Raw genomic sequence first — 20,382 nt, forward strand, 5'->3', positions numbered from 1 at the left:
GCGCCATGAGCCTCGTGCTGGAGCGCGTCACCAAGCGGGTCGGGGCGGAGACCCACATCCGCGACGTCAGCCTGACCCTGGAGAAGGGCTCGCTCAACGTGCTGCTCGGCCGGACGCTGGCGGGCAAGACCTCGCTGATGCGCCTGATGGCCGGCCTCGACGCCCCGAGCGAGGGCCGCGTGCTGGCCGAGGGCCGGGACGTCACCGGCTGGCCGGTCCAGCGCCGCGACGTGGCGATGGTCTACCAGCAGTTCATCAACTACCCGTCGCTGACCGTTTACGAGAACATCGCCTCGCCCCTGCGCGTGGCGCGCCTGCCCAAGCCCGAGATCGACGCGCGGGTGCGCGAGGCGGCGCGGGTCCTGCGGCTCGACCCCTACCTGCAGCGGCGCCCCCTCGACCTCTCGGGCGGCCAGCAGCAGCGCACCGCCATCGCCCGGGCGCTGGTCAAGCGCGCCGACCTCGTGCTGATGGACGAGCCGCTCGCCAACCTCGACTACAAGCTGCGCGAGGAACTGCGCGAGGAACTGCCCCGGATCTTCGCGGCGACCGGCGCGATCTTCGTCTACGCCACCACCGAGCCGGCCGAGGCCCTGCTTCTCGGCGGCCGCACGGCGACGCTCCACCAGGGCCGGGTGACGCAGTTCGGCCCGACGCCGGATGTCTACCGCCGCCCGGACGACCTCGCCACCGCCCGGGTCTTCTCCGACCCGCCCCTGAACACGCTCGGCGCCACCAAGGCGGGCGGGCGGGTCGCGCTCGCGACCGGCGGGCAGGGCCGGGCGGCGGGCGTGCTCGCCACGGTCCCGGACGGGACCTACACGCTGGGCATCCGGGCCCACCATCTCAGCCTCGACCCGATCGGGCCCGACGCGATCACGCTGCCGGCCACCGTCGAGGTGGCGGAGATCACCGGTTCGGAGAGCTTCGTGCACGCGACGGCGGGCGGGCATCGCTTCGTGGCGCAGATGCCCGGCGTGCGCCGGATCGAGCCCGGAACGCCGGTGAGTCTCCACCTCGACCCGCGCCACCTCCTGCTGTTCGACGAGGCCGGGCGCCGCGCCGCCGCCCCGGCCGCGCAGGCAGCGGCCTGAGGAGGCGCCGTCCATGGCCCGCATCACCCTCGACCACCTCGCCCACGCCTACCGGCCGAACCCGGCCGGGCCGCAGGATTACGCGCTCAAGGAGATCGACCACGTCTGGCGCCAGGGCGGCGCCACCGCGCTGCTCGGCCCCTCGGGCTGCGGCAAGACCACGCTCCTCAACATCATCTCGGGCCTGGTGGTGCCGACCCGCGGGCGCATCCTGTTCGACGACCGCGACGTCACCACCCTGCCGACCGAGGCGCGCAACATCGCCCAGGTGTTCCAGTTCCCGGTGGTCTACGACACCATGACGGTGCGGGAGAACCTCGCTTTCCCGTTGAAGAACCGGCGCGTGCCCGCGGCGGCGATCCGCACCCGCGTCGAGGAGATCGCCCGCCTCCTCGACCTCACGCGCCTCCTCGACCGCAAGGCGCAGAACCTGACGCCGGACCTGAAGCAGAAGATCTCGCTGGGGCGCGGCTTGGTGCGGCCGGACGTGGCGGCCATCCTGTTCGACGAACCCCTGACGGTCATCGACCCGCACCTGAAGTGGCAGCTGCGCTCGACCCTCAAGGAGCTGCACCGCGCGCTCGACCTGACGATGATCTACGTCACCCACGACCAGACCGAGGCGCTGACCTTCGCCGACACGGTGGTGGTGATGCATGACGGCGCGGTGGTGCAGGCGGGCACGCCCGAGGAGCTGTTCGAGCGCCCGGCCCACACCTTCGTCGGCCACTTCATCGGCTCGCCGGGCATGAACCTGCTGCCGGCCCGGGTGGAGGGCCGCACGGCAACGGTGGAGGGCCACGCGATCCCGCTGGCCCGGGCCTACCCGGCGCTGCCGCCGGGGCGGATCGAGCTCGGCGTGCGGCCGGAATTCGCCGAGGTGTCCGCCCGCGGCCCGGGCCTGCCGGTGCGGGTGACGCGGATCGACGACATCGGCCGGCTGCGCCTCGCCCGGGTGGAGCTGGCCGGCCGGCCGCTCGTGGCGACGATACGGGAGAGCGAGAGCCTCGACGGGGCCGAGGCGGCGCTCGTCCTCGATCCGCGGCGCGTGCACGTCTACGCGGACGGCGCGCTGGTCGACGGGGAGGCGGCGTGATGATCAGGCTCTCGATGCGGGGCCTGACAGCCACCACGCTCCACCCTCCCCCCTCGGCGGGGGAGGGTGACCCGCGGAGCGGGGCGGGAGAGGGGAACCACGCTTCCGGAGAGGTCGCGAGCTTCATGAAGAAAGCCAGACCCAGCAGCGTCGCGCCGGCCCCTCTCGGCGGGACTGCGTCCCGCTGCGCCTGCTCCGCAGGCCACCCTCCCCCGCAGAGGGGGGAGGGTTTCGGCGCTGCGATCCGTCTGCCGGTGCATCTCCGCGGAGCTCCCCGCCCATGACCAAGACCGTCAACCAGAAGGCGTGGCTCCTCGTCCTGCCGGTCTTCCTCGTGGTGGCCTTCTCGGCGGTGCTGCCGCTGATGACCGTGGTCAACTACTCGGTCCAGGACACGTTCGGGAACAACCAGTTCTTCTGGAACGGCCTCGGCTGGTTCCAGGAGCTGCTCGACCCCTCGACCCAGTTCGGCGAGCGCTTCTTCGACGCGCTCTGGCGCAACCTGCTGTTCTCCGCCCTGGTGCTGGCGATCGAGGTGCCGCTCGGCATCGCGGTGGCGCTCGCCATGCCCCGCGAGGGCCGCGGGGTCGCGTTCTGCCTCGTGCTCATGGCGCTGCCGCTGCTGATCCCCTGGAACGTGGTCGGCACGATCTGGCAGGTCTTCGCCCGCACCGACATCGGGCTCCTGGGCGCCGCCCTCAACCGGCTCGGCCTGTCCTACAACTACGTCGGCGACCCGCTCGCCGCCTGGGCGACGATCCTCACCATGGACGTCTGGCACTGGACGAGCCTCGTGGCGCTCCTGTGCTACGCCGGCCTCAAGTCGATCCCGGACGCCTATTACCAGGCGGCCCGCATCGACGGCGCCTCGCGCTTCGCGGTGTTCCGCACCATCCAGCTGCCGAAGATGCGCCGGGTGCTGCTGATCGCCGTGCTGCTGCGGTTCATGGACTCGTTCATGATCTACACCGAGCCCTTCGTGCTCACCGGCGGCGGGCCCGGCAACGCCACCACCTTCCTGTCGATCGACCTCGTCAAGCTGGCGCTCGGGCAGTTCGACCTCGGCCGCGCCGCCGCGATGTCGCTCGTCTACAACCTGATCATCCTCAGCGTCTGCTGGGTCTTCTACACGGTGATGACCCAGGCGGGCACGGCCCGGCCCGATGCGGCGAGCGAGGACGATCCGGCGGTGGCCGCGATCCCACCCGCCACCAGCATCGATCTCGACCGGAGGGCGGCATGATGCGCGGGCGCAACCTCGTGATGGGGCTCTATCTCGTCTTCCTCATGTTGCCGATCTACTGGCTCGTCAACATGAGTCTGAAGACCAACACCGAGATCACTGGGGCCATGACGCTCTGGCCGCGGGAGATCACGTTCGAGAACTATCACAAGATCTTCACGGATCCGAGCTGGTACGGCGGCTACCTGAACTCGCTGTCCTACGTGGCGATCAACACGGTGCTGTCGATCGGCCTGGCGCTCCCGGCCGCCTACGCCTTCTCGCGCTACAGCTTCCTCGGCGACAAGCACCTGTTCTTCTGGCTGCTGTCGAACCGGATGGCGCCGCCGGCGGTGTTCGCGCTGCCGTTCTTCAACCTCTACTCGGCGGTCGGACTGTTCGACACGCCCTGGGCGGTGGCGCTCGCCCATTGCCTGTTCAATGTTCCGCTCGCGGTCTGGATCCTGGAGGGCTTCATGTCCGGGGTGCCGCGGGAGATCGACGAGACGGCGGCGATCGACGGCTACGCCTTCCCGCGCTTCTTCGTTCGGATCTTCATGCCGCTGATCGCCTCCGGCATCGGGGTGGCGGCGTTCTTCTGCTTCATGTTCAGCTGGGTGGAACTGCTGCTGGCGCGGACCCTGACCTCGGTCGACGCCAAGCCGATCGCCGCCACCATGACCCGCACGGTCTCGGCGGCGGGCATGGATTGGGGGCTCCTCTCCGCCGCGGGCGTGCTCACCATCCTGCCGGGGGCGCTCGTGATCTGGTTCGTGCGCAACTACATCGCCAAGGGCTTCGCCCTCGGGCGGGTGTGAGGAGAGGCCGTGATGCCCGATCTCGCCTGGATGGCCTGGACCTGGCAGACCGCGACCTTCTTCGCGGTGATCGCGGGCCTCCTCCTCACGCTGACGCTGCTGGCGCTCCTGCGGCCCGAGACGCCGCGGGTCGGAGCCTTGCGCATCCCGACGACGCGGGGGGACCGCCTGTTCCTGACCCTCGTCGGCGCCGCCTTCATTCACCTCGCTTGGCTCGGTCTCGTCGGTCCGAGCCTCGAATGGGCGCTCGGCCTCTCGCTCCTGTACGGCGCGGCCCTGTTCCGCTTCGCCTGAGAGCCCTGCGCCACCACCACCCACCGACCACAAGATCGCAAGGGGAGGAGACCACGACCATGACACGCCACAGCCGCACCCTGCTGCTGACCGCCAGCACCCTCGTGCTCGCTTTCGCCGGCCCGGCCCTCGCCGGCCCGGACGAGGCCAAGCGCTGGGTCGACGAGTTCCAGCCCTCGACGCTCTCCAAGGAGGAGCAGCTCAAGGAGCTGCAATGGTTCGTCGACGCGGCCAAGCCCTATGCGGGCCAGGAGATCAACATCGTCTCCGAGACGCTCACCACCCACGAATACGAGGCCAAGACCCTCGCGAAGGCCTTCACCGAGATCACCGGCATCAAGATCCGCCACGACGTCATCCAGGAGGGTGACCTCGTCGAGAAGATCCAGACGCAGATGCAGTCCGGCAAGAACATCTACGACGGCTGGATCAACGATTCCGACTTCATCGGCACGCATCCCCGCTACAACCAGACCGTCAACCTGACCGACTGGATGAGCGGTGAGGCGAAGGACATCACCCTGCCGACCCTCGACGTCGACGACTTCATCGGCAAGTCGTTCGGCACCTGGATCGACGGCAAGCTGTTCCAGCTGCCCGACCAGCAATTCGCCAACCTGTACTGGTTCCGTTACGACTGGTTCCAGCGGCCCGACCTCAAGGAGAAGTTCAAGGCCAAGTACGGCTACGAGCTCGGCGTGCCGGTGAACTGGTCGGCCTACGAGGACATCGCCGAGTTCTTCACCAACGACGTGAAGGAGGTCGACGGCCAGCGGGTCTACGGCCATATGGATTACGGCAAGAAGGATCCGAGCCTGGGCTGGCGGTTCACCGACGCGTGGCTGTCGATGGCCGGCAACGGCGACAAGGGCATCCCCAACGGCAAGCCGGTCGACGAGTGGGGCATCCGCCTGGAGGGCTGCCGGCCGGTCGGATCCTCGATCGAGCGCGGCGGCGACACCAACGCGCCGGCCTCCGTCTACGCGGTGACCAAGTACGTCGAGTGGCTGAAGAAGTACGCGCCGCCGCAGGCCGCCGGCATGACCTTCTCCGAGTCCGGCCCGGTGCCGGCCCAGGGCAACGTCGCCCAGCAGATCTTCTGGTACACCGCGTTCACGGCCGACATGGTCAAGCCCGGTCTGCCGGTGGTGAACCAGGACGGTACGCCGAAGTGGCGCGTCGCCCCCTCGCCGCACGGCGCCTACTGGAAGGAGGGCATGAAGCTCGGCTACCAGGATGCCGGCTCGGTCACCCTCCTGAAATCGACTCCGGTCGAGCGCCGCAAGGCCGCCTGGCTCTACCTCCAGTTCATCAACTCCAAGACCGTCAGCCTGAAGAAGAGCCACGTCGGTCTCACCTTCACGCGCGAGAGCGACATCTGGGACAAGTCCTTCACCGAGCGGGCGCCGAAGCTCGGCGGCCTGATCGAGTTCTATCGCTCGCCGGCCCGGGTGCAGTGGACGCCGACCGGGGTGAACGTGCCGGACTATCCCAAGCTCGCCCAGCTCTGGTGGCAGAACATCGGTGACGCCTCCTCGGGCGCCAAGACCCCGCAGGCGGCGATGGACGCGCTGGCGGCCGCCCAGGACGACGTGATGTCCCGCCTGGAGCGCTCGAAGGTGCAGGGCGAGTGCGGCCCGAAGCTGAACCCCAAGACCTCGGCCGAGGAGTGGTACAAGAAGGCCGAGACGAACGGGACGATCGCGCCCCAGCGCAAGCTCGCCAACGAGAAGCCGAAGGGCGAGACGGTGGATTACGATACCCTGATCAAGAGCTGGCCGGCCTCGCCGCCGCGCCGGAGCTGACGGGCGCGCGGCGCGTCCGCTAGGATGCGCCGTACACACGACTCGTCCCGGTCCGTTCCCCTGCTCGGGTGAGGGACCGGGACCGGCCGCACACGAGGAAGCCGACCATGGCGACTTACACCGCCAAGGAAGCCGCCGAGCGTCTGCCCGAGCTCCTGGGCCGGGCAACCGCGGGTGAAGATGTCGTGATCGCTCAATCGGATGGTGACCGCGTTCGCCTCGTGCCGGATGAGCGGGATCCGATCGACGCCGGGCCGGTGACGCAGGCCGAGATCGAGTGGCTCAGGGCGAACAGGTTGGCGCTCGGCGAGCCTGTCGATTTCACGGCGCTGATCCGAGAGATGCGGGACGAGAGCCCTTGAGCCGGGTTTACCTCGACGCCAACCTCATCGTGCCCTTGTTCGTGGGAGAGGCGGAGAGCAGCCGCATCGAGGAATGGCTTCGCGGGTCTGCGGTCATTCCGGTGATCTCGGATCTGGTCGTTCTCGAATTCTCTGCCACTCTCTCGCGGCTTGTCCGGGAAGGACGCGCAACAACCGGGAAAGCACGGGCACTCACTCAACGCTTCGATCGCTGGCACGGGACGCGCGGCCGACCCCTCGCCGTCACCCGCCGAACCTTCGCGACCGCGCGCACCTTCGTCGAACAGGCCGCCCTCGGCGTGCGCGGGCCCGACGCTCTCCACCTCGCCCTGATCCAGGCGCACGGCCTGCCCTTGGCGACCTTCGACACCCGCCTCCGCGCCGCCGCGCAGAATCTCGGCCTCCCCCTGACCGAGCCCCCTCCCCTCTGAGCCCGCCGCCTCGCGGCCCGCTCCCAAGGTCCGCCCCCAAGGTCCGCTCCAAGGTCTGCCCCATGTCCTCGTTCATCCTCGCCATCGACCAGGGCACCACCTCCAGCCGCGCCCTGCTGTTCCGGCCCGACACCTCGGTGGCGGCCCTCGCCCAGGCCGAGTTCCCGCAGCACTTCCCGGCCTCGGGCTGGGTCGAGCACGAGCCGGACGACCTCTGGCGCACCACCCTCGACACCTGCCGCGCCGCCCTCACGCAGGCCGGCGCCGCGGCGCGGGACGTCGCCGCCATCGGCATCACCAACCAGCGCGAGACGACGCTGGTCTGGGACCGCCGCACCGGCGAGGCGGTGCACCGGGCGATCGTCTGGCAGGACCGGCGCACCGCGTCCCTGTGCACCCGCCTCAAGGAGGAGGGCCACGAGCCGCTCGTCACGGCGCGGACCGGGCTCATCCTCGACCCCTACTTCGCCGGCACCAAGATCGCCTGGATCCTCGACAACGTTCCGGGCGCCCGCGCCCGGGCGGAGGCGGGCGAACTCGCCTTCGGGACGGTCGATTCCTACCTGCTGTGGCGGCTCACCGGCGGGCGGCTGCACGTCACCGACGCCACCAACGCCTCGCGCACGCTGCTCTTCGATATCCACCGCGGCGCCTGGGACGACGATCTGCTCGCCCTGCTCGGCGTCCCCCGCGCGATGCTGCCGGAGGTGCGCGATTCCTCGGGCGATTTCGGCAGCACCGACCCGGACCTGTTCGGCGCGGCGATCCCGATCCGCGGCGTGGCCGGCGACCAGCAGGCGGCGACGGTGGGCCAGGCCTGTTTCCGGCCCGGCATGGTCAAGTCGACCTACGGCACCGGCTGCTTCGCGCTCCTCAACACCGGGACCCAGCCCGTCGCCTCGAAGAACAAGCTTCTCACCACCATCGCCTACCAGCTGAAGGGGCGGCGCACCTACGCGCTCGAAGGCTCGATCTTCGTGGCGGGCGCGGCGGTGCAGTGGCTGCGGGACGGTCTCGGCGTGATCGGCGCGGCCGCCGAGACCGGGGACCTCGCCGAGCGGGCGGACCCGGCCCAGGACGTCTACCTCGTGCCGGCCTTCGTGGGGCTGGGCGCGCCCTACTGGGAGCCGGATGTGCGCGGCGCCCTCTACGGGCTCACCCGCGGCACCGGCCCGGCGGAACTCGCCCGCGCGGCCCTGGAGAGCGTCTGCTACCAGACCGCCGACCTGCTCGCGGCGATGCGGGCCGACTGGCTGGATGGGGACGGGCGCGCGACGGTGCTGCGGGTCGACGGCGGCATGGTCGCCTCGGACTGGACCATGCAGCGCCTCGCCGACCTCCTCGCCGCCCCGGTGGACCGGCCGGCGGTGAAGGAGACGACGGCGCTCGGCGCCGCCTACCTCGCCGGCCTCGCGAGCGGGCTCTACCCGGAGCCCGAGCACTTCGCCGACCACTGGCGGCTGGAGCGGCGCTTCACGCCGTCGATGGACGGGCCGGTGCGGGAGCGCAAGCTCGCGGGCTGGCGCAAGGCCGTGGGCTGCCTGCTCGGCCGGACGGTGCCGCTGCCCTGAGCCGCAGCCCAAGGCCCGGCGCGGCGGGCCGCTACTCGTCGCGCGGCGCGAAGTCCAGCGCGGCGCCGTTCATGCAGAAGCGCAGCCCGGTCGGGGCCGGCCCGTCCTCGAAGACGTGGCCGAGATGGCCCTTGCAGCGCTGGCAATGCACCTCGGTGCGGGTCATGAAGAAGGAGCGGTCGGTCTGCGTCTCCACCGACCCTTCGATCGGCGCGAAGAAGCTCGGCCAGCCCGAGCCGGACTCGTACTTGGTCTCGCTCTCGAACAGCGGTTGGCCGCAGCCGGCGCACAGGAAGGTGCCGGCCCGCTTCTCCCGGTTGAGGGGGCTGGTGCCCGCGCGCTCGGTGCCGTGGCCGCGCAGGACCCGGTACTGCTCGGGCGTCAGGCGCGCGCGCCACTCCTCGTCGCTCAGGGCCGCCTCGTCCCGCACCTGATCGGACACACCCATCGGATCCCTCCCCGGCGCTCTCTCGTCATCCACGCCGGGAGATAGGACCCGTCCCCGTCGCGCGCGAGCGCGTCACGCGGGCGCGCCCACCGTGTCGGCCATGCGGGCGCGGCGGGTGCCGAGCGGGGCCTCGGGTCCCTCGGTGGTGTCGCGGACGGTCTGGTGCTCCATCTCGGCGTTGATCTCGCCGCCGAGGAGCACGATCGTCGCCGAGATCCAGATCCAGGTCATGAAGCCGACCGCGGCCCCGAGGGACCCGTACGTCTCGTTGTAATTGCCGAAATGGGCGACGTACCAGGAGAAGGCGATCGACGCGATGATCCAGAGCACGCCCGCGATCAGGCTGCCGGGCGTCACCCAGCGCCATTGCGGCCGGTCCCGGCTCGGGCCGAAGCGGTACAGGAGCGCCAGCGCGAGGAGCAGCACCAGCAGCAGGACCGGCCAGCGCAGCAGCGCGATGTACCAGGCCTTCGGGCTGATCGCGATGCCGAAGCGCCCGATCTCGTTCAGGATCACCGGCAGCACCACGATCCCGGTCAGGGACAGGATCACGAAGACCAGGCCGCAGAACGTGAAGGTCAGCGACTGCAGGTTCAGCTTGATGAAGCTGCGCTTCTCCTCCTCCTCGTACACGATGTTGAGGGCGTCGAAGATCGCCTTCACGCCCGCGTTCGCGCTCCACAGCGAGAGCAGGAGGCTGGTGAGGGTGGTGACGCCGAGCGTGGTGCCGCCCTTGGCGCTGATGCGCTTGACCTGCTCGCCGATGATGTCGAGGGCGCCCGAGGGCAGCACACCCTGGAGCAGCGAGAGGTGGTCGTTGATCGTGCCCGGGTCGGTGAACAGGCCGTAGAGCGAGACCAGCGCCGCGATGGCCGGGAAGATGGCGAGCAGCGTGTAGAAGGTCACGCCCGCCGCCACCGAGAGCACCCGGTCCTTCTGGAACTCGACGTAGGTCCGGTAGAGCACGTCCTTCCAGCCCTTGGCCGGGATCTCGGTCGGGCTCTCCGCGTGGCGGCCGCGCTCCGGCTCGCTGTCCGCCACCCACTGGGCGGGCCGCCCGGCATAGGATTTCGCCCCCTCGCCGAGGTGACGGGTCGGGTCGGGGGGCACCGGCACGTCCGGCGGCCGCCGGGCGGTGGCCAGGCGCACGAGGGCGACACCGAGAAAGATGGTCCACAGCGTCGAGGTCACGCGGCCGCTCGCGGCGGGACCGGGGTTCGGATTCGTCATCGGGCGACCGTTCAGGAGGGCGACGCGCCCGCGGGCGGGCGTTGCCCTCAGAACGTCAAGCCTGCGCGCCCTGTTCCTCGGGCGCGCCCGATCACCTTGCCTCGACGTCGGCCGGCCTCCGCTCCACTGCGCCGCACCTTTCGGTCACTTGAGCCGGCCGCTCCGGCGCGCGGCGACCTGGGCCAGGGCCGCCAGGTCCTTCGCCCCGTCGCCATGCGCGATGGCCTCGATCAGCCCGTCGCGCAGCACGCTCGCGAGGGGCATCGGCACCTGCGCGGCCTCGCCCGCGGCGAGCGCGAGGCGGACGTCCTTGGCGCCGAGCGCGAGACCGAAGCCCGGCGGCTCGTAGCGGCCCGCCGCGATCGAGGCGCCGTAGCCCTTGTAGACCGGCGCGGCGAAGATCGTGTTCGTCAGGAGATCGAGGAGGTCGGCGCCCGCGACCCCGTGCGCCTCCACGAACGCGGCGGCCTCGCCCATCATCGCCACGGCGTTGACCAGCATGACGTTGCCCGCGAGCTTCACGGCGTTGGCCCGCGCGGGCTCGGTGCCGAAGGGCCAGGTCTTCGCTCCCATCGCGTCGAGGAGGGGCTGCACCCGGGCCAGCGCCTCGGCGGGGCCGGCGGCCACGACGTTGAGCTTGCCCGCGGCCGCCACGTCCGGCCGCCCGAAGACCGGAGCCGAGACATACGCGACGCCCGCCCGTTCGTGCAGGGCCGCGAGGTCGCGGGCGAGCCCGACCGAGATCGTGCTCATCCCGACATGGACGGCGGGGCGCGCGCCCTGGTCGAGCACGCCGCCCTCGACGATCACGCTGCGGAGCGCCGCGTCGTCGGCCAGCATGGTGATGGCGGCATCGCCGCGGAACGCCTCCGCGGGCGAGGCCACCGGTTCGGCGCCCTCTCGGCCCAGGCTCTCGGCCGCCTCCGGCGAGCGGTTCCAGACCCGCACCCGGTGCCCGGCCTTGACGAGGTTGAGCGCCATCGGCCGGCCCATCCGGCCGAGCCCGAGAAATCCCACATCCACGGCGACACGCTCCCGCACGCTGCGATGCGGCGCCACCTAAGGCGCGGGCCGCTTCCGGACAGGGGGATCAGGCCGAGAGCAGGCCCGCCTTGTCGACCCCGAGCGCCTCGGCGATCTCGTCCAGCACCTTGTGCTCCAGCTCGCTGATGCCGCCCTGGTCGGCCACGTCGGCGGCGATCAGGAAGACGTCCTGGCGCTGGTCCAGGGGACGGTCCGCGATGGCCGAGAGGAAGCGCAGGTTCTCGATCCGCCCGGCCCGGCTCTTCGCCCGGGCGATCGCCTCGTGCAGCTCCTGCTCCAGCTTCAGGACCCCGTAGGACTTGTGCAGGATCGGGTTCGCCGAGAGGTTCGTGAGGGCGGTCTCGATCTCCTCCTCGTCGATCTCGCGGTCGGCCAGGATCACGTTGGCCGCCCCCGAGGCGGCCGCGTGCAGGAACGCGGTGTCCCCGGCATACGACATGACCACCCGACCGATCCGGGTGAAGGCATCCTGAAACAGCCCCATCGGCTCATCCTCGGCGCGGGCGACGTCGTCTGCGGGCGGGCCCGCCTGCTCTCGCCAAATCGATGCACATCCGCGGCCCCGCAGGCAAGGACGTCCGCACCACAGGGCCTGCGGGAAATCACGCAGGCGGCCTCACACCGCCTCGACCGGGAAGGCGCGGCTCGGGGCGACGAACTCCTCCTGCGCCTCGACGGTGAGGATCTCCCGCGCGCCCGCCTGCTCGGTCCGGCGCAGCAGGCCGAAGATCGAGGCCGCCGTGGCGCCGAGCGCCTCCGCGGCCGACCCGGTGCGGGCGTAGTGGACCAGGAACAGGGCCGCGGTGGCGTCGCCCGCGCCGTTCACCGAGAGGGCGAGCCGGGGCGTGCGCAGGCGCCAGGTCTCGCCGCCCGCGTCGACGAGCAGGTCGATCGCGTCGTCGGGCGTCTCGGCGGTGTGCAGCGAGGTGACGAGCACGACCCGCGGTCCCCGCGCCCGCACGGCCGCGAGCGCCCGCTTGGCCTCGGCGAGCGTGCTGCTCGGCAGGCCCGAGAGGTAATCGAGTTCGAACTGGTTCGGCGTGATGATGTCGGCGGCCGGCACCGCGTGGTCGCGCATGAAGTCCGGGACGCCCGGCCGCACGAAGACGCCGCGCCCGACATCGCCGATCACCGGGTCGCAGCAATAGAGAGCGTTCGGGTTCGCCGCGCGCACGCGGGTCACGGCGCCGAGGATCGCCTCCCCGATCTCGGCCGAGCCCATGTAGCCGGAGAGCACCCCGTCGCAGGATCCGAGCACCCCGCGCTCGGCGATGCCCTCGACGATCTCGGCGATCGCCGCCCCGTCGTAGACCCGGCCCCGCCACGCCCCGTAGCCGGTGTGGTTCGAGAACTGCACGGTGTGGATCGGCCAGACCTCGACCCCGAGCCGCTGCATGGGGAAGACCGCCGAGGCGTTGCCGACATGCCCGAAGGCGACGTGGGACTGGATCGACAGGATGTTCATCGCGGACCTCGCGGCGAGGGACAGGTGGTAGCGCGGGCGGCCGGGCGGCTCAACACGCGGGCGCGGTCCGTTGCAATCCCCGCTCCCGCGCCCGACATGCCCGGTGGACAGCCGGTCAAGGTTCATGGATTTCGAGACGATCCGCGCGACGACCCTCGCCTTCGTGCGCGAGCACCAGGCCTGGGCGCCCCTGATCGCGGGCGCGCTCGCCTTCTGCGAGTCGCTGGCGGTGCTCTCGCTCCTCGTGCCGGCGACCGTGATCCTGCTCGGGATCGGCGCCCTGCTGGGGGCGGGCGGGATCCCGTTCCTGCCGGTGATGCTCGGCGCCGCGGCCGGGGCGATCCTCGGCGACTGGGCCTCCTACGAGTTCGGCCGGTACTTCAAGGACGGCGCCAAGCGGGTCTGGCCGCTCACGCGCTACCCCGAGATGGTCGCCAAGGGGGAGGATTTCTGCCGGCGCTGGGGCGCCTGGGGCATCTTCCTCGGGCGGTTCGTCGGGCCGGCCCGCGCGGTGGTGCCGCTGATCGCGGGCGTCTTCCTGGTCGGCCGCCTGCCCTTCCAGCTCGCCAACGTCTCCTCGGGCCTCGTCTGGGCCTTCGTGTGGCTCGCGCCCGGCGCCGGGCTGTTCGGCTGGCTCAAGGGCTGAGGGAGGGGCCCGTCCCGCCCTCACGGGGCGTGCGCCGCCTCCCTCAGGGCCGGCCGGGGCAGGACGAGCCGCCGCCAGCGCAGGAGCGGGCGCTCGACGAGTTCGTAGGACGCGATGGCGATCGCCCCGGTCAGCGCGACGGCGAGCAGGATCGTCCCGTATGGGACCGAGCCGGGGGACACGGCCGCTTCGTTGATCCCCAGCATGTACAGGACGATCACGTGGTAGAGGTACACGCCGTACGAGATCCGGCCGACATAGACGAGCGGGCGCCAGGACAGGGCGGCGACGAGGCGCCGCGGCGGCCGCGAGACCGTGAGGGCGGCGACGGCGCCGAAGCCCAGCAGCGCGTAGCCGACGAGCGCCGCGCACCAGTAGGCTCCGCCCGCGGGGACGAGGCCCGCCGCCCGCCCGAGCAGGTCCGCCGCCAGGATCGCGGCGCCCAGGCCGGCCGCGCCGATGCAGGTCGCGAAGGGCAGCGACCGCCCCTCATGCGCGAGGAAGGCCAGGAAGGCGCCGGCCGCGAGCGGCATCGCCTGCGTGGGAAGGGACTTGTAGATGAAGGCCCCGGCCAGGTCGGGATCGAGCGCGGCCGCAAGGCCGAGCGCCGCCGCGAGCGACCCGCAGGGCACGATGAGGCCGGTGAAGAGCCGGCCATATCCCAGGGGAATCCGGGCGATGGCGAAGGGCCACAGCAGGTAGAACTGCTCCTCGACGGCCAGCGACCATCCGTGCTCCAGCGGGAACGGATCGGGATGCAGGGGGTGGTAATAGTTGATGGTGTAGGTCGCGCTGCTCAGCAGCTGACCGGCGCTCATGGCATGGACGATGCTCAGAAACAGGATGCAGAGATAATAGATCGGAAAGATCCGGAAGGCGCGCTTGATGGCGAAGGCCGCGATGTCGATGTGCCCGGCGCGGCTGCGCTCGTCGATCAGGATGCGGGTGATGAGAAATCCGCTGAGAACGAAGAATATTGCGACGCCGATATAGGCCGGGCGGGTCGCCCGCAGCGCCGTCCACAGGCTCTCGACCGGCCCGCCCCCGGGTGGGACCGGACAATGAGCGAAGAGCACGAGCAGCACGGCGACCGCGCGAAGTCCGTCGAGATGCCGCTGCCGGCCGGCGCGCGTGGTGTCGCTCATTGCAAGTCCCGATCGGCGAGGGCCGCGTCCGTGATGGATGTCGCGCAGCCTCGCAGGGTCACGACGCTGCGCATCCTCGGCACCTCAGCCAGCATGAAGCCGGATCGACCTGTGCGATGGTCCGCTGGGTTTCGATCACGGAAGTTTCGCCGATCTGCGATGCGTGCAGGCCGTCGATAATCGAGAGCAGCGACGGCCGCCATCCGCACTGGCTGCCGATCCCCCGAAACCCTACGTCAACCGCGATGGTCGCGGCGCCGGGCTCGTCCGGCCGTCCTCGGTGATCGCCCGCGCTCCGGGTGGGCGAGGATACCCTCGCGCGGGGAATGACGGGAACCCGCGCCGGCTCTTACCCCATCGCCTTCTCGACGAACCGCCCCTCCCAGGTCGCCGCGAGGTCGATCTTGGCGCCCTGCAGCTCCGGATCGAGGGTGCGCACGAGGTCGAGCACGCTCGCCATGCCCTCCTGCGAGGGGACGCCGGTGCGCGAGTAGCTCTCGAGCGAGTTCTTCACCGCCTGCAGGTAGAGCGGCCGGTCGCCGAAATGGTAGGCGGGCGGCACCGTGTCGGCGATCTCCTCAGGGCTTGCCGCGGCGATCCACTTCAGGGCACGCGCGAAGGCGTTGACCACCTTCTGGGTCGCCACCGCGTGGTGCTCGATCCAGTCCTGCTTGGTGTAGACGACCGCGGCCGGGTTCGGGCCGCCGAACAGGGCCCGCGTGCCGGCCTCGGTGCGGGTGTCGATCAGCACCGCGATGTCCCCGTCCGTCTCCAGCTTGGCGATGACCGGATCGAGGTGGGAGATCGCCTCGATCTCGCCCTTCTTGACCGCCGCGATGGCCCCCGCCCCGCCCCCGACCCCGATCAGCGGCGCGTCCGTCGCCTTCAGGCCCGCCTTGATCATCGCGTATTGCACGGCGAGCGCCGTCGAGGAGCCGGGCGCCGTGACGCCGATCTTGCGGCCCTTGAGGTCGGCGGCGGACTTCACCGTGCCGGCCAGATCCTTGCGCACCGCGATGACGATCGCCGGGTAGCGGCCGAGCTCGCAGACCGCCCGCACGTCCTGGCCCTTGGCCTGCATGCGGATCGTGTGCTCGTAGGCCCCCGCCACCACGTCGACCGAGCCGCCGATCAGGGCCTGGAGCGAGCGGGCGCCGCCGCCGAAATCGTTGATCTCGGCCTCGATCCCCTCCTGGGTGAAGAAGCCCTTCCGCTCCGCGATGGTGAGCGGCAGGTAGTAGAGGAGCGGCTTGCCCCCGACGCCGATGCGGACCTTCACGGTGTCGGCGCGGGCCGGGCCCGCGAGGCCGAGGGCGGCGGCCCCGGCGAGGAAGTGGCGGCGATCCATGGGGTTCTCCGAAATGTCAGCCGTGGCTGCCGGCCGGGCCGGGGCGCCAGGTGAGCAGCCGCCGCTCGATCAGGGTCACGAGCGCGTCGATGACGATCACGAACACGGTGAGGATCAGCATCCCGGCGAAGACGCCGGTGACGTCGAACACGCTCTCGGCCTCGTGGATCTTGTAGCCGAGCCCGGCCGAGGAGCCGAGATACTCGCCCACCACCGCGCCGACGAGCGCGAAGCCCACCGCCGTGTGCAGCGAGGAGAACATCCAGGTCAGCGCCGAGGGCCAGTAGACGTGGCGCAGCAGGCCGCGCTCGTTCAGCCCGAGCATGCGGGCGTTGGCGAGCACCACCGGGCTCACCTCGCGCACGCCCTGGTAGACGTTGAAGAACACGATGAAGAACACCAGCGTGAAGCCGAGCGCCACCTTCGACCAGATCCCGAGCCCGAACCACAGGGCGAAGATCGGCGCCAGCACCACCCGCGGCAGGGCGTTCGCGGCCTTGATGTAGGGGTCGAACACCGCCGCGAGCAGCGCGTTGCGGGCGAACAGGAAGCCGAAGGCGATGCCCCCCGCCGCCCCGAACGCGAAGGCGAGCACCGTCTCCTGCAGGGTGATCCAGAGGTGGCCCCAGATCTCCGGGTTCGCGACCTCCGCGACGCTGCGCTTGAGCACGTCGACGGGCGTCGAGAAGAAGAACTGGATCTGCTTGGGCTGGCCGAGCACCGGATAGACCGTGAGCACGTGCCAGACGGCCAGCAGGGCGAGGCCGACGAGGAGCTGGAGGGCGAGGAGGCCGAGGCGGTTCACGGGAGCAGCTCCGCTGAGGCGAATGGCGAATGGCGAATGGCGAATAGGGGACGGACGGCGGGCGTGATCGACGGGTCACTTGACCGAACGGCGGCCGAGCAGGACCATTCGCCATTCGCCATTCGCCATTCGCCATTCGCCATTCGCCATTCGCCATTCGCCATTCGCCATTCGCCATTCGCCATTCGCCATTCGCCATTCGCCATTCGCCCCTCTCACGCCGGGCCGCCCGCGTAGGCGCGCGAAACCTCGACCCGCAGCCGCGCCCAGATCTCCTTGTAGAGGGCGTGGAACTGCGGTTCGAGGCGGATCTCGCTGGTGTCGCGGGGGCGCGGCAGGGTGACGGGGAAGTCGCCGACGATGCGGGCGGCGGGGCCGGCCGAGAGCACGACGACCCGGTCCGACAGGGCGATCGCCTCCTCCAGGTCGTGGGTGACGAAGATCACCGCCTTGCGGTCGGCGGCCCAGAGGTCGAGGAGCAGGTTCCCCATGATCTGCCGGGTCTGCGCGTCGAGCGGCCCGAAGGGCTCGTCCATCAGCAGGATCTCGGGGTCGCGGATCAGCATCTGGGCGAGCGCCACGCGCTTGCGCTGGCCGCCCGAGAGCATGTGGGGGTAGCGGTCCGTGAAGGCCGCGAGCCCCACCCGGGCGAGCCAGTCGCGGCTGCGCGCCAGCGCCTCGGCGCGGGGCACCCGCTGCGGTTCGAGGGCGACGGCGACGTTGTCGAGGGCGGTCTTCCAGGGCATCAGCGCGTCGGCCTGGAAGAGGTAGCCGGCCCGGGCGTTGAGGCCGGTGAGCGGCCCGTCGAAGACGCTGACCTGGCCAGCGGCGGGCCGCACCAGCCCGGCCGCGGCGTTGAGGATCGTCGACTTGCCGGAGCCGGTGGGGCCGACTACGGCCACGAACTCGCCGGGCGCCACCGTGAGGTCGATCCCGTCCACCGCCACGTAGCGCTGGCCGCCCTTGAGGGTGAAGGCGATCGTCACGGCCTGGAGGCGCACGGCGCCGGCGCTGCGGGCGACTGCCGTGCCGCCGACGAGGCGCACCCCCGCGCGGCCCTTGCGTCCCTCGGCCATGCCCGTCTGGCTCATGCCGTTCCTCCCGCGGAGCGGTCACCGCCGCCCTCTCGGCCCGACATTCGGCGAGAGGTCGCGCGAGATCAACCGGTTCCTGCGCGCCGCAGACCTGCGGGTGGCGCCCGGCCCGGGGCTGCGACCGAAGGGCGGATGACAAGCCGGGCGCGACCTGATGGGATGACAATCCTGATTCGTTCCTGCCCCCGCGTCCCGGTCCCCGCCTTGTCCGCCGCCCTCTCGCTTCCTCCCGACCGCCGCCAGTCGCCGACCGCGCTCGGGGTGCAGCGCGGAGTACGCCGGCTCTTCGCGGAACTGGGCCACGTGACGATCCCGGAATTCACCCTGGCGAACGGGCGGCGGGCCGACCTCATCGCGCTCGGTCCCACCGGCCTGCTGACGATCGTCGAGATCAAGTCCGGGCTGCCGGACTTCCGGGCGGACCGGAAATGGCCCGAATACCGGGATTATTGCGACCGCTTCTACTTCGCGGTGCCGGAGGAGATGCCGGTGGCGGTGCTGCCGGAGGAGACCGGCCTGATCGTGGCGGATGCCTTCGGGGCCGCGATCCTGCGCGAGCCGCCCGACCACCCGCTGGCCGGCGCGCGCCGCAAGGCCGTGACCCTGCGCTTCGCTCACGCGGCGGCGGGCCTGCTCCACGCGCTCGCCGATCCGGGCTCGGTGCGCGAGGGGAGCCTCTAGGCATGCAGGTCCGGGAGATGGAGCCCAGCGACGTCCCGGCCGTCGCGGCGCTGTTCGCCGAGATGCAGGCCCACTATCGGGCGCCCTGCCCGCCGCGGGAGACGATCCTGGCCGGCCTGCGCAGCCCGCCCGCAGGGGTGACGATCCTGGTCGCCGCCGGCCCGGACCTCCGCGGCTTCGCCGCCCTCGGCGCGGTCTATCCGGGACCGGGCCTGCGGCCCGGCCTGTTCCTGAAGGACCTCTACGTCTCGCAATCCGCCCGCGGATGCGGGATCGGCACGCGGCTGCTGCGGGCGGCCGCGCGCCTCGCGACCGAGCGCGGCTTCGCGCGCCTCGACTGGACGGCGGATGCGGGCAACGCCGCGCTCCTCGCCTTCTACGAGGCCCGGGGCGCGGCGGCCCTGCGCGAGCGCGTGTTCTTCCGTCTGTCGGGCCCGGCCCTGGACCGCCTCGCCGCCGAGCCCTGAACCGGCCGGCGTCGGACGGGAGCGGTTCTCCCGGACCGTCGCGCGGCCCCAGCCGGGCGACGCGGTCTCCATCGAACCGAGCCCTATCGGAAAAAGGCCGCTGATGTCCGCCTCACGGAGAGGATCATTCCTCCTGTCGGTGCGTACCCGGCACGCGCCATGCATGCCTCAGCCTTGAGGCTGATATTGCCGAACAACGTGTTCTTCGGTAATATTGATGGATAGAACTCGCTGCTGTCGCAGCTGCGCAAGCCGAAGCAGGTCGGTATTTGGGCGGGCTCATTTGAACAAGGTCTGTGGTATGGCGGCATCAGTGTCGGTTCGGAATGCACCTGTGCTCGACGGCCTGTTCCGCGAGCACAGCCCGTGGCTGAGCGGCTGGCTGGGCCGGCAATGCTGGACGGTCGTTTCGCCCGAGGACCTCGCCTCCGACGTCTTCCTCGCCCTGCTGCAGGTGCCCGACCTCGCCGCGATCCGCCAGCCGCGCGCGATGATGACCACCATCGCCCGCCGCCTGATCTGCGACGCGCGCCGGCGCGACGACCTCCGGCGATCCTACGAGGCGGAGCTGGCCCTGCTGCCCGAGGCGCTCGACCTCTCCCCGGAGGAGCGCCTCATCCTGGTCCAGGCCCTCCAGGCGATCGACGCCATGCTCGCCCGGCTCTCGCCCAAGGCCCGCCGGGCCTTCCTGATGAGCCAGATCGACGGCATGGCCTACGCCGACATCGCGGCCGCCCTGAAGGTCTCGGTGAGCATGGTGCGCAAGTACGTGGCGCAGGGCCTGCGCGCCGCCTGCGAGGCGCGGCTGCGCCAGGAATGACCAGGCGGAGACCTGCGGCGGCCTCGCCTGCGCGCGACGACCTGCCGGTCGATGCGGCGATCGGCTGGATGGTGGAACTGTCCTCCGGGGCGGTGACGGACCAGCAGCGGCGCGCCTTCGAGCGCTGGATCGGGGCGGATCCGCGCCACGAGGCGGCGTGGCTGCAGCTGCAGGAGGGCCTGATGCCCTTGGGCGTGGCGGCCCGGCAGGACCTGCCGCGCGGGGCGCTGACGGCGCACCTGGCCGGGCGGCGCATGGACCGCCGATCCGTCGTCGCGGGCCTGGCGGCGGCGCTGGGGCTGGGCCCGGCGGGGGCGCTGGTGGCGGACCGGTTCGTGCCGCTGGGCCATCTGCTGGCGGACCACGTGACGCGCACCGGCGAGCAGGAGAGCGTGCGGCTGGCGGATGGGAGCGAGGCGGTGCTGGGTCCGCGGACGGCGCTGGACGTGGACTACGCCGCCGGCCGGCGCGCCCTCCGGCTGATCGAGGGCGAGGT

Annotated in this window: 23 protein-coding genes; 14 read left to right on the forward strand and 9 right to left on the reverse strand. The window is 71.3% G+C overall.

Translation table 11 applies throughout. The features are described 5' to 3' along the window. Positions 1 to 5 precede the first annotated feature (5 nt). From ACW9J6_RS22900 to glpK, 9 genes are all read left to right on the forward strand, one after another. Positions 6 to 1,094 (forward strand): ABC transporter ATP-binding protein, encoded by a 1,089-nt coding sequence (locus tag ACW9J6_RS22900; RefSeq protein ID WP_457118825.1) that lies wholly within the window; start codon positions 6 to 8, stop codon positions 1,092 to 1,094. Between the two features lie 13 nt (positions 1,095 to 1,107). Beyond that, a complete protein-coding gene (locus tag ACW9J6_RS22905) occupies positions 1,108 to 2,190 on the forward strand; it encodes an ABC transporter ATP-binding protein (RefSeq protein WP_457118826.1) in 1,083 nt (360 codons plus the stop codon). A 280-nt stretch (positions 2,191 to 2,470) separates the two neighbouring features. Next, complete coding sequence (locus ACW9J6_RS22910; protein ID WP_457118827.1) at positions 2,471 to 3,433, forward strand: carbohydrate ABC transporter permease; 963 nt, start codon at positions 2,471 to 2,473, stop codon at positions 3,431 to 3,433. Next, a complete protein-coding gene (locus ACW9J6_RS22915; protein ID WP_457118828.1) occupies positions 3,430 to 4,230 on the forward strand; it encodes a carbohydrate ABC transporter permease in 801 nt (266 codons plus the stop codon). The genes ACW9J6_RS22910 and ACW9J6_RS22915 overlap by 4 nt, the downstream gene beginning before the upstream one ends. Before the next feature lie 12 nt (positions 4,231 to 4,242). Next, the gene (locus tag ACW9J6_RS22920; protein ID WP_457118829.1) at positions 4,243 to 4,524 is read left to right on the forward strand and encodes a DUF2160 domain-containing protein; all 282 of its coding nucleotides are present in this window, start codon (positions 4,243 to 4,245) and stop codon (positions 4,522 to 4,524) included. Positions 4,525 to 4,583: 59 nt separating this feature from the next. Beyond that, positions 4,584 to 6,329, forward strand: coding sequence for an ABC transporter substrate-binding protein (locus ACW9J6_RS22925; protein WP_457118830.1), 1,746 nt, complete (start codon positions 4,584 to 4,586; stop codon positions 6,327 to 6,329). A 107-nt stretch (positions 6,330 to 6,436) separates the two neighbouring features. After that, a complete protein-coding gene (locus ACW9J6_RS22930) occupies positions 6,437 to 6,691 on the forward strand; it encodes a type II toxin-antitoxin system Phd/YefM family antitoxin (RefSeq protein WP_457118831.1) in 255 nt (84 codons plus the stop codon). Then, complete coding sequence (locus tag ACW9J6_RS22935) at positions 6,688 to 7,122, forward strand: type II toxin-antitoxin system VapC family toxin (protein WP_457118832.1); 435 nt, start codon at positions 6,688 to 6,690, stop codon at positions 7,120 to 7,122. The genes ACW9J6_RS22930 and ACW9J6_RS22935 overlap by 4 nt, the downstream gene beginning before the upstream one ends. 62 nt (positions 7,123 to 7,184) lie before the next feature. Further along, positions 7,185 to 8,693: a glycerol kinase GlpK gene (gene glpK / locus ACW9J6_RS22940; protein WP_457118833.1), complete on the forward strand. Its 1,509-nt coding sequence runs from the start codon at positions 7,185 to 7,187 to the stop codon at positions 8,691 to 8,693. Positions 8,694 to 8,724: 31 nt separating this feature from the next. Here glpK and msrB read toward each other — a convergent pair whose 3' ends face one another. The 5 genes from msrB to pdxY form a co-directional block, all read right to left on the reverse strand. Then, positions 8,725 to 9,141 (reverse strand): peptide-methionine (R)-S-oxide reductase MsrB, encoded by a 417-nt coding sequence (gene msrB / locus ACW9J6_RS22945; protein ID WP_457118834.1) that lies wholly within the window; start codon positions 9,139 to 9,141, stop codon positions 8,725 to 8,727. A 72-nt stretch (positions 9,142 to 9,213) separates the two neighbouring features. Continuing rightward, complete coding sequence (locus tag ACW9J6_RS22950; protein WP_457118835.1) at positions 9,214 to 10,371, reverse strand: YihY/virulence factor BrkB family protein; 1,158 nt, start codon at positions 10,369 to 10,371, stop codon at positions 9,214 to 9,216. Positions 10,372 to 10,515: 144 nt separating this feature from the next. Continuing rightward, the gene (locus ACW9J6_RS22955; protein ID WP_457118836.1) at positions 10,516 to 11,394 is read right to left on the reverse strand and encodes an NAD(P)-dependent oxidoreductase; all 879 of its coding nucleotides are present in this window, start codon (positions 11,392 to 11,394) and stop codon (positions 10,516 to 10,518) included. A gap of 67 nt (positions 11,395 to 11,461) precedes the next feature. Next, on the reverse strand, positions 11,462 to 11,899 hold the full coding sequence (locus ACW9J6_RS22960) for a Tellurite resistance protein TerB (protein ID WP_457118837.1): 438 nt from the start codon (positions 11,897 to 11,899) through the stop codon (positions 11,462 to 11,464). A gap of 132 nt (positions 11,900 to 12,031) precedes the next feature. Beyond that, positions 12,032 to 12,880, reverse strand: a complete 849-nt coding sequence (pdxY, locus tag ACW9J6_RS22965; RefSeq protein ID WP_457118838.1) for a pyridoxal kinase PdxY — start codon at positions 12,878 to 12,880, stop codon at positions 12,032 to 12,034. A gap of 124 nt (positions 12,881 to 13,004) precedes the next feature. On the opposite strand from pdxY, the gene ACW9J6_RS22970 reads away from it, so the two are divergent. Beyond that, entirely contained in the window at positions 13,005 to 13,526 is a 522-nt protein-coding gene (locus tag ACW9J6_RS22970) for a DedA family protein (RefSeq protein ID WP_457118839.1), read from the forward strand. A 20-nt stretch (positions 13,527 to 13,546) separates the two neighbouring features. Here ACW9J6_RS22970 and ACW9J6_RS22975 read toward each other — a convergent pair whose 3' ends face one another. The 4 genes from ACW9J6_RS22975 to ACW9J6_RS22990 all read right to left on the reverse strand — a co-directional run bounded on the left by ACW9J6_RS22975 (position 13,547) and on the right by ACW9J6_RS22990 (position 17,915). After that, positions 13,547 to 14,671: an acyltransferase family protein gene (locus tag ACW9J6_RS22975; protein ID WP_457118840.1), complete on the reverse strand. Its 1,125-nt coding sequence runs from the start codon at positions 14,669 to 14,671 to the stop codon at positions 13,547 to 13,549. Positions 14,672 to 15,020: 349 nt separating this feature from the next. Continuing rightward, positions 15,021 to 16,019 (reverse strand): ABC transporter substrate-binding protein, encoded by a 999-nt coding sequence (locus tag ACW9J6_RS22980; protein ID WP_457118841.1) that lies wholly within the window; start codon positions 16,017 to 16,019, stop codon positions 15,021 to 15,023. A 16-nt stretch (positions 16,020 to 16,035) separates the two neighbouring features. Further along, the gene (locus tag ACW9J6_RS22985; protein WP_457118842.1) at positions 16,036 to 16,824 is read right to left on the reverse strand and encodes an ABC transporter permease; all 789 of its coding nucleotides are present in this window, start codon (positions 16,822 to 16,824) and stop codon (positions 16,036 to 16,038) included. A gap of 215 nt (positions 16,825 to 17,039) precedes the next feature. Further along, on the reverse strand, positions 17,040 to 17,915 hold the full coding sequence (locus ACW9J6_RS22990) for an ABC transporter ATP-binding protein (RefSeq protein ID WP_457118843.1): 876 nt from the start codon (positions 17,913 to 17,915) through the stop codon (positions 17,040 to 17,042). A gap of 207 nt (positions 17,916 to 18,122) precedes the next feature. On the opposite strand from ACW9J6_RS22990, the gene ACW9J6_RS22995 reads away from it, so the two are divergent. The 4 genes from ACW9J6_RS22995 to ACW9J6_RS23010 all read left to right on the forward strand — a co-directional run. Next, positions 18,123 to 18,599: an MmcB family DNA repair protein gene (locus ACW9J6_RS22995; protein WP_457118844.1), complete on the forward strand. Its 477-nt coding sequence runs from the start codon at positions 18,123 to 18,125 to the stop codon at positions 18,597 to 18,599. Between the two features lie 2 nt (positions 18,600 to 18,601). Next, positions 18,602 to 19,066 (forward strand): N-acetyltransferase family protein, encoded by a 465-nt coding sequence (locus tag ACW9J6_RS23000; RefSeq protein ID WP_457118845.1) that lies wholly within the window; start codon positions 18,602 to 18,604, stop codon positions 19,064 to 19,066. Positions 19,067 to 19,400: 334 nt separating this feature from the next. After that, entirely contained in the window at positions 19,401 to 19,886 is a 486-nt protein-coding gene (locus ACW9J6_RS23005; RefSeq protein WP_457118846.1) for a sigma-70 family RNA polymerase sigma factor, read from the forward strand. Continuing rightward, a partial coding sequence (locus ACW9J6_RS23010) for a DUF4880 domain-containing protein (RefSeq protein ID WP_457118847.1) occupies positions 19,883 to 20,382 on the forward strand: 500 nt, incomplete at its 3' end. The genes ACW9J6_RS23005 and ACW9J6_RS23010, both read left to right, overlap by 4 nt.

This window comes from Methylobacterium sp. JK268 (assembly GCF_054052225.1).

Bases quoted from the DNA above. Each gene is read 5' to 3' on its own strand.
- ACW9J6_RS22900 (WP_457118825.1), top strand. From the start codon at position 6: ATGAGCCTCGTGCTGGAGCGCGTCACCAAGCGGGTCGGGGCGGAGACC.
- ACW9J6_RS22905 (WP_457118826.1), top strand. From the start codon at position 1,108: ATGGCCCGCATCACCCTCGACCACCTCGCCCACGCCTACCGGCCGAAC.
- ACW9J6_RS22910 (WP_457118827.1), top strand. From the start codon at position 2,471: ATGACCAAGACCGTCAACCAGAAGGCGTGGCTCCTCGTCCTGCCGGTC.
- ACW9J6_RS22915 (WP_457118828.1), top strand. From the start codon at position 3,430: ATGATGCGCGGGCGCAACCTCGTGATGGGGCTCTATCTCGTCTTCCTC.
- ACW9J6_RS22920 (WP_457118829.1), top strand. From the start codon at position 4,243: ATGCCCGATCTCGCCTGGATGGCCTGGACCTGGCAGACCGCGACCTTC.
- ACW9J6_RS22925 (WP_457118830.1), top strand. From the start codon at position 4,584: ATGACACGCCACAGCCGCACCCTGCTGCTGACCGCCAGCACCCTCGTG.
- ACW9J6_RS22930 (WP_457118831.1), top strand. From the start codon at position 6,437: ATGGCGACTTACACCGCCAAGGAAGCCGCCGAGCGTCTGCCCGAGCTC.
- glpK (WP_457118833.1), top strand. From the start codon at position 7,185: ATGTCCTCGTTCATCCTCGCCATCGACCAGGGCACCACCTCCAGCCGC.
- msrB (WP_457118834.1), bottom strand. From the start codon at position 9,141: ATGGGTGTGTCCGATCAGGTGCGGGACGAGGCGGCCCTGAGCGACGAG.
- ACW9J6_RS22950 (WP_457118835.1), bottom strand. From the start codon at position 10,371: ATGACGAATCCGAACCCCGGTCCCGCCGCGAGCGGCCGCGTGACCTCG.
- ACW9J6_RS22960 (WP_457118837.1), bottom strand. From the start codon at position 11,899: ATGGGGCTGTTTCAGGATGCCTTCACCCGGATCGGTCGGGTGGTCATG.
- pdxY (WP_457118838.1), bottom strand. From the start codon at position 12,880: ATGAACATCCTGTCGATCCAGTCCCACGTCGCCTTCGGGCATGTCGGC.
- ACW9J6_RS22970 (WP_457118839.1), top strand. From the start codon at position 13,005: ATGGATTTCGAGACGATCCGCGCGACGACCCTCGCCTTCGTGCGCGAG.
- ACW9J6_RS22975 (WP_457118840.1), bottom strand. From the start codon at position 14,671: ATGAGCGACACCACGCGCGCCGGCCGGCAGCGGCATCTCGACGGACTT.
- ACW9J6_RS22980 (WP_457118841.1), bottom strand. From the start codon at position 16,019: ATGGATCGCCGCCACTTCCTCGCCGGGGCCGCCGCCCTCGGCCTCGCG.
- ACW9J6_RS22990 (WP_457118843.1), bottom strand. From the start codon at position 17,915: ATGAGCCAGACGGGCATGGCCGAGGGACGCAAGGGCCGCGCGGGGGTG.
- ACW9J6_RS23000 (WP_457118845.1), top strand. From the start codon at position 18,602: ATGCAGGTCCGGGAGATGGAGCCCAGCGACGTCCCGGCCGTCGCGGCG.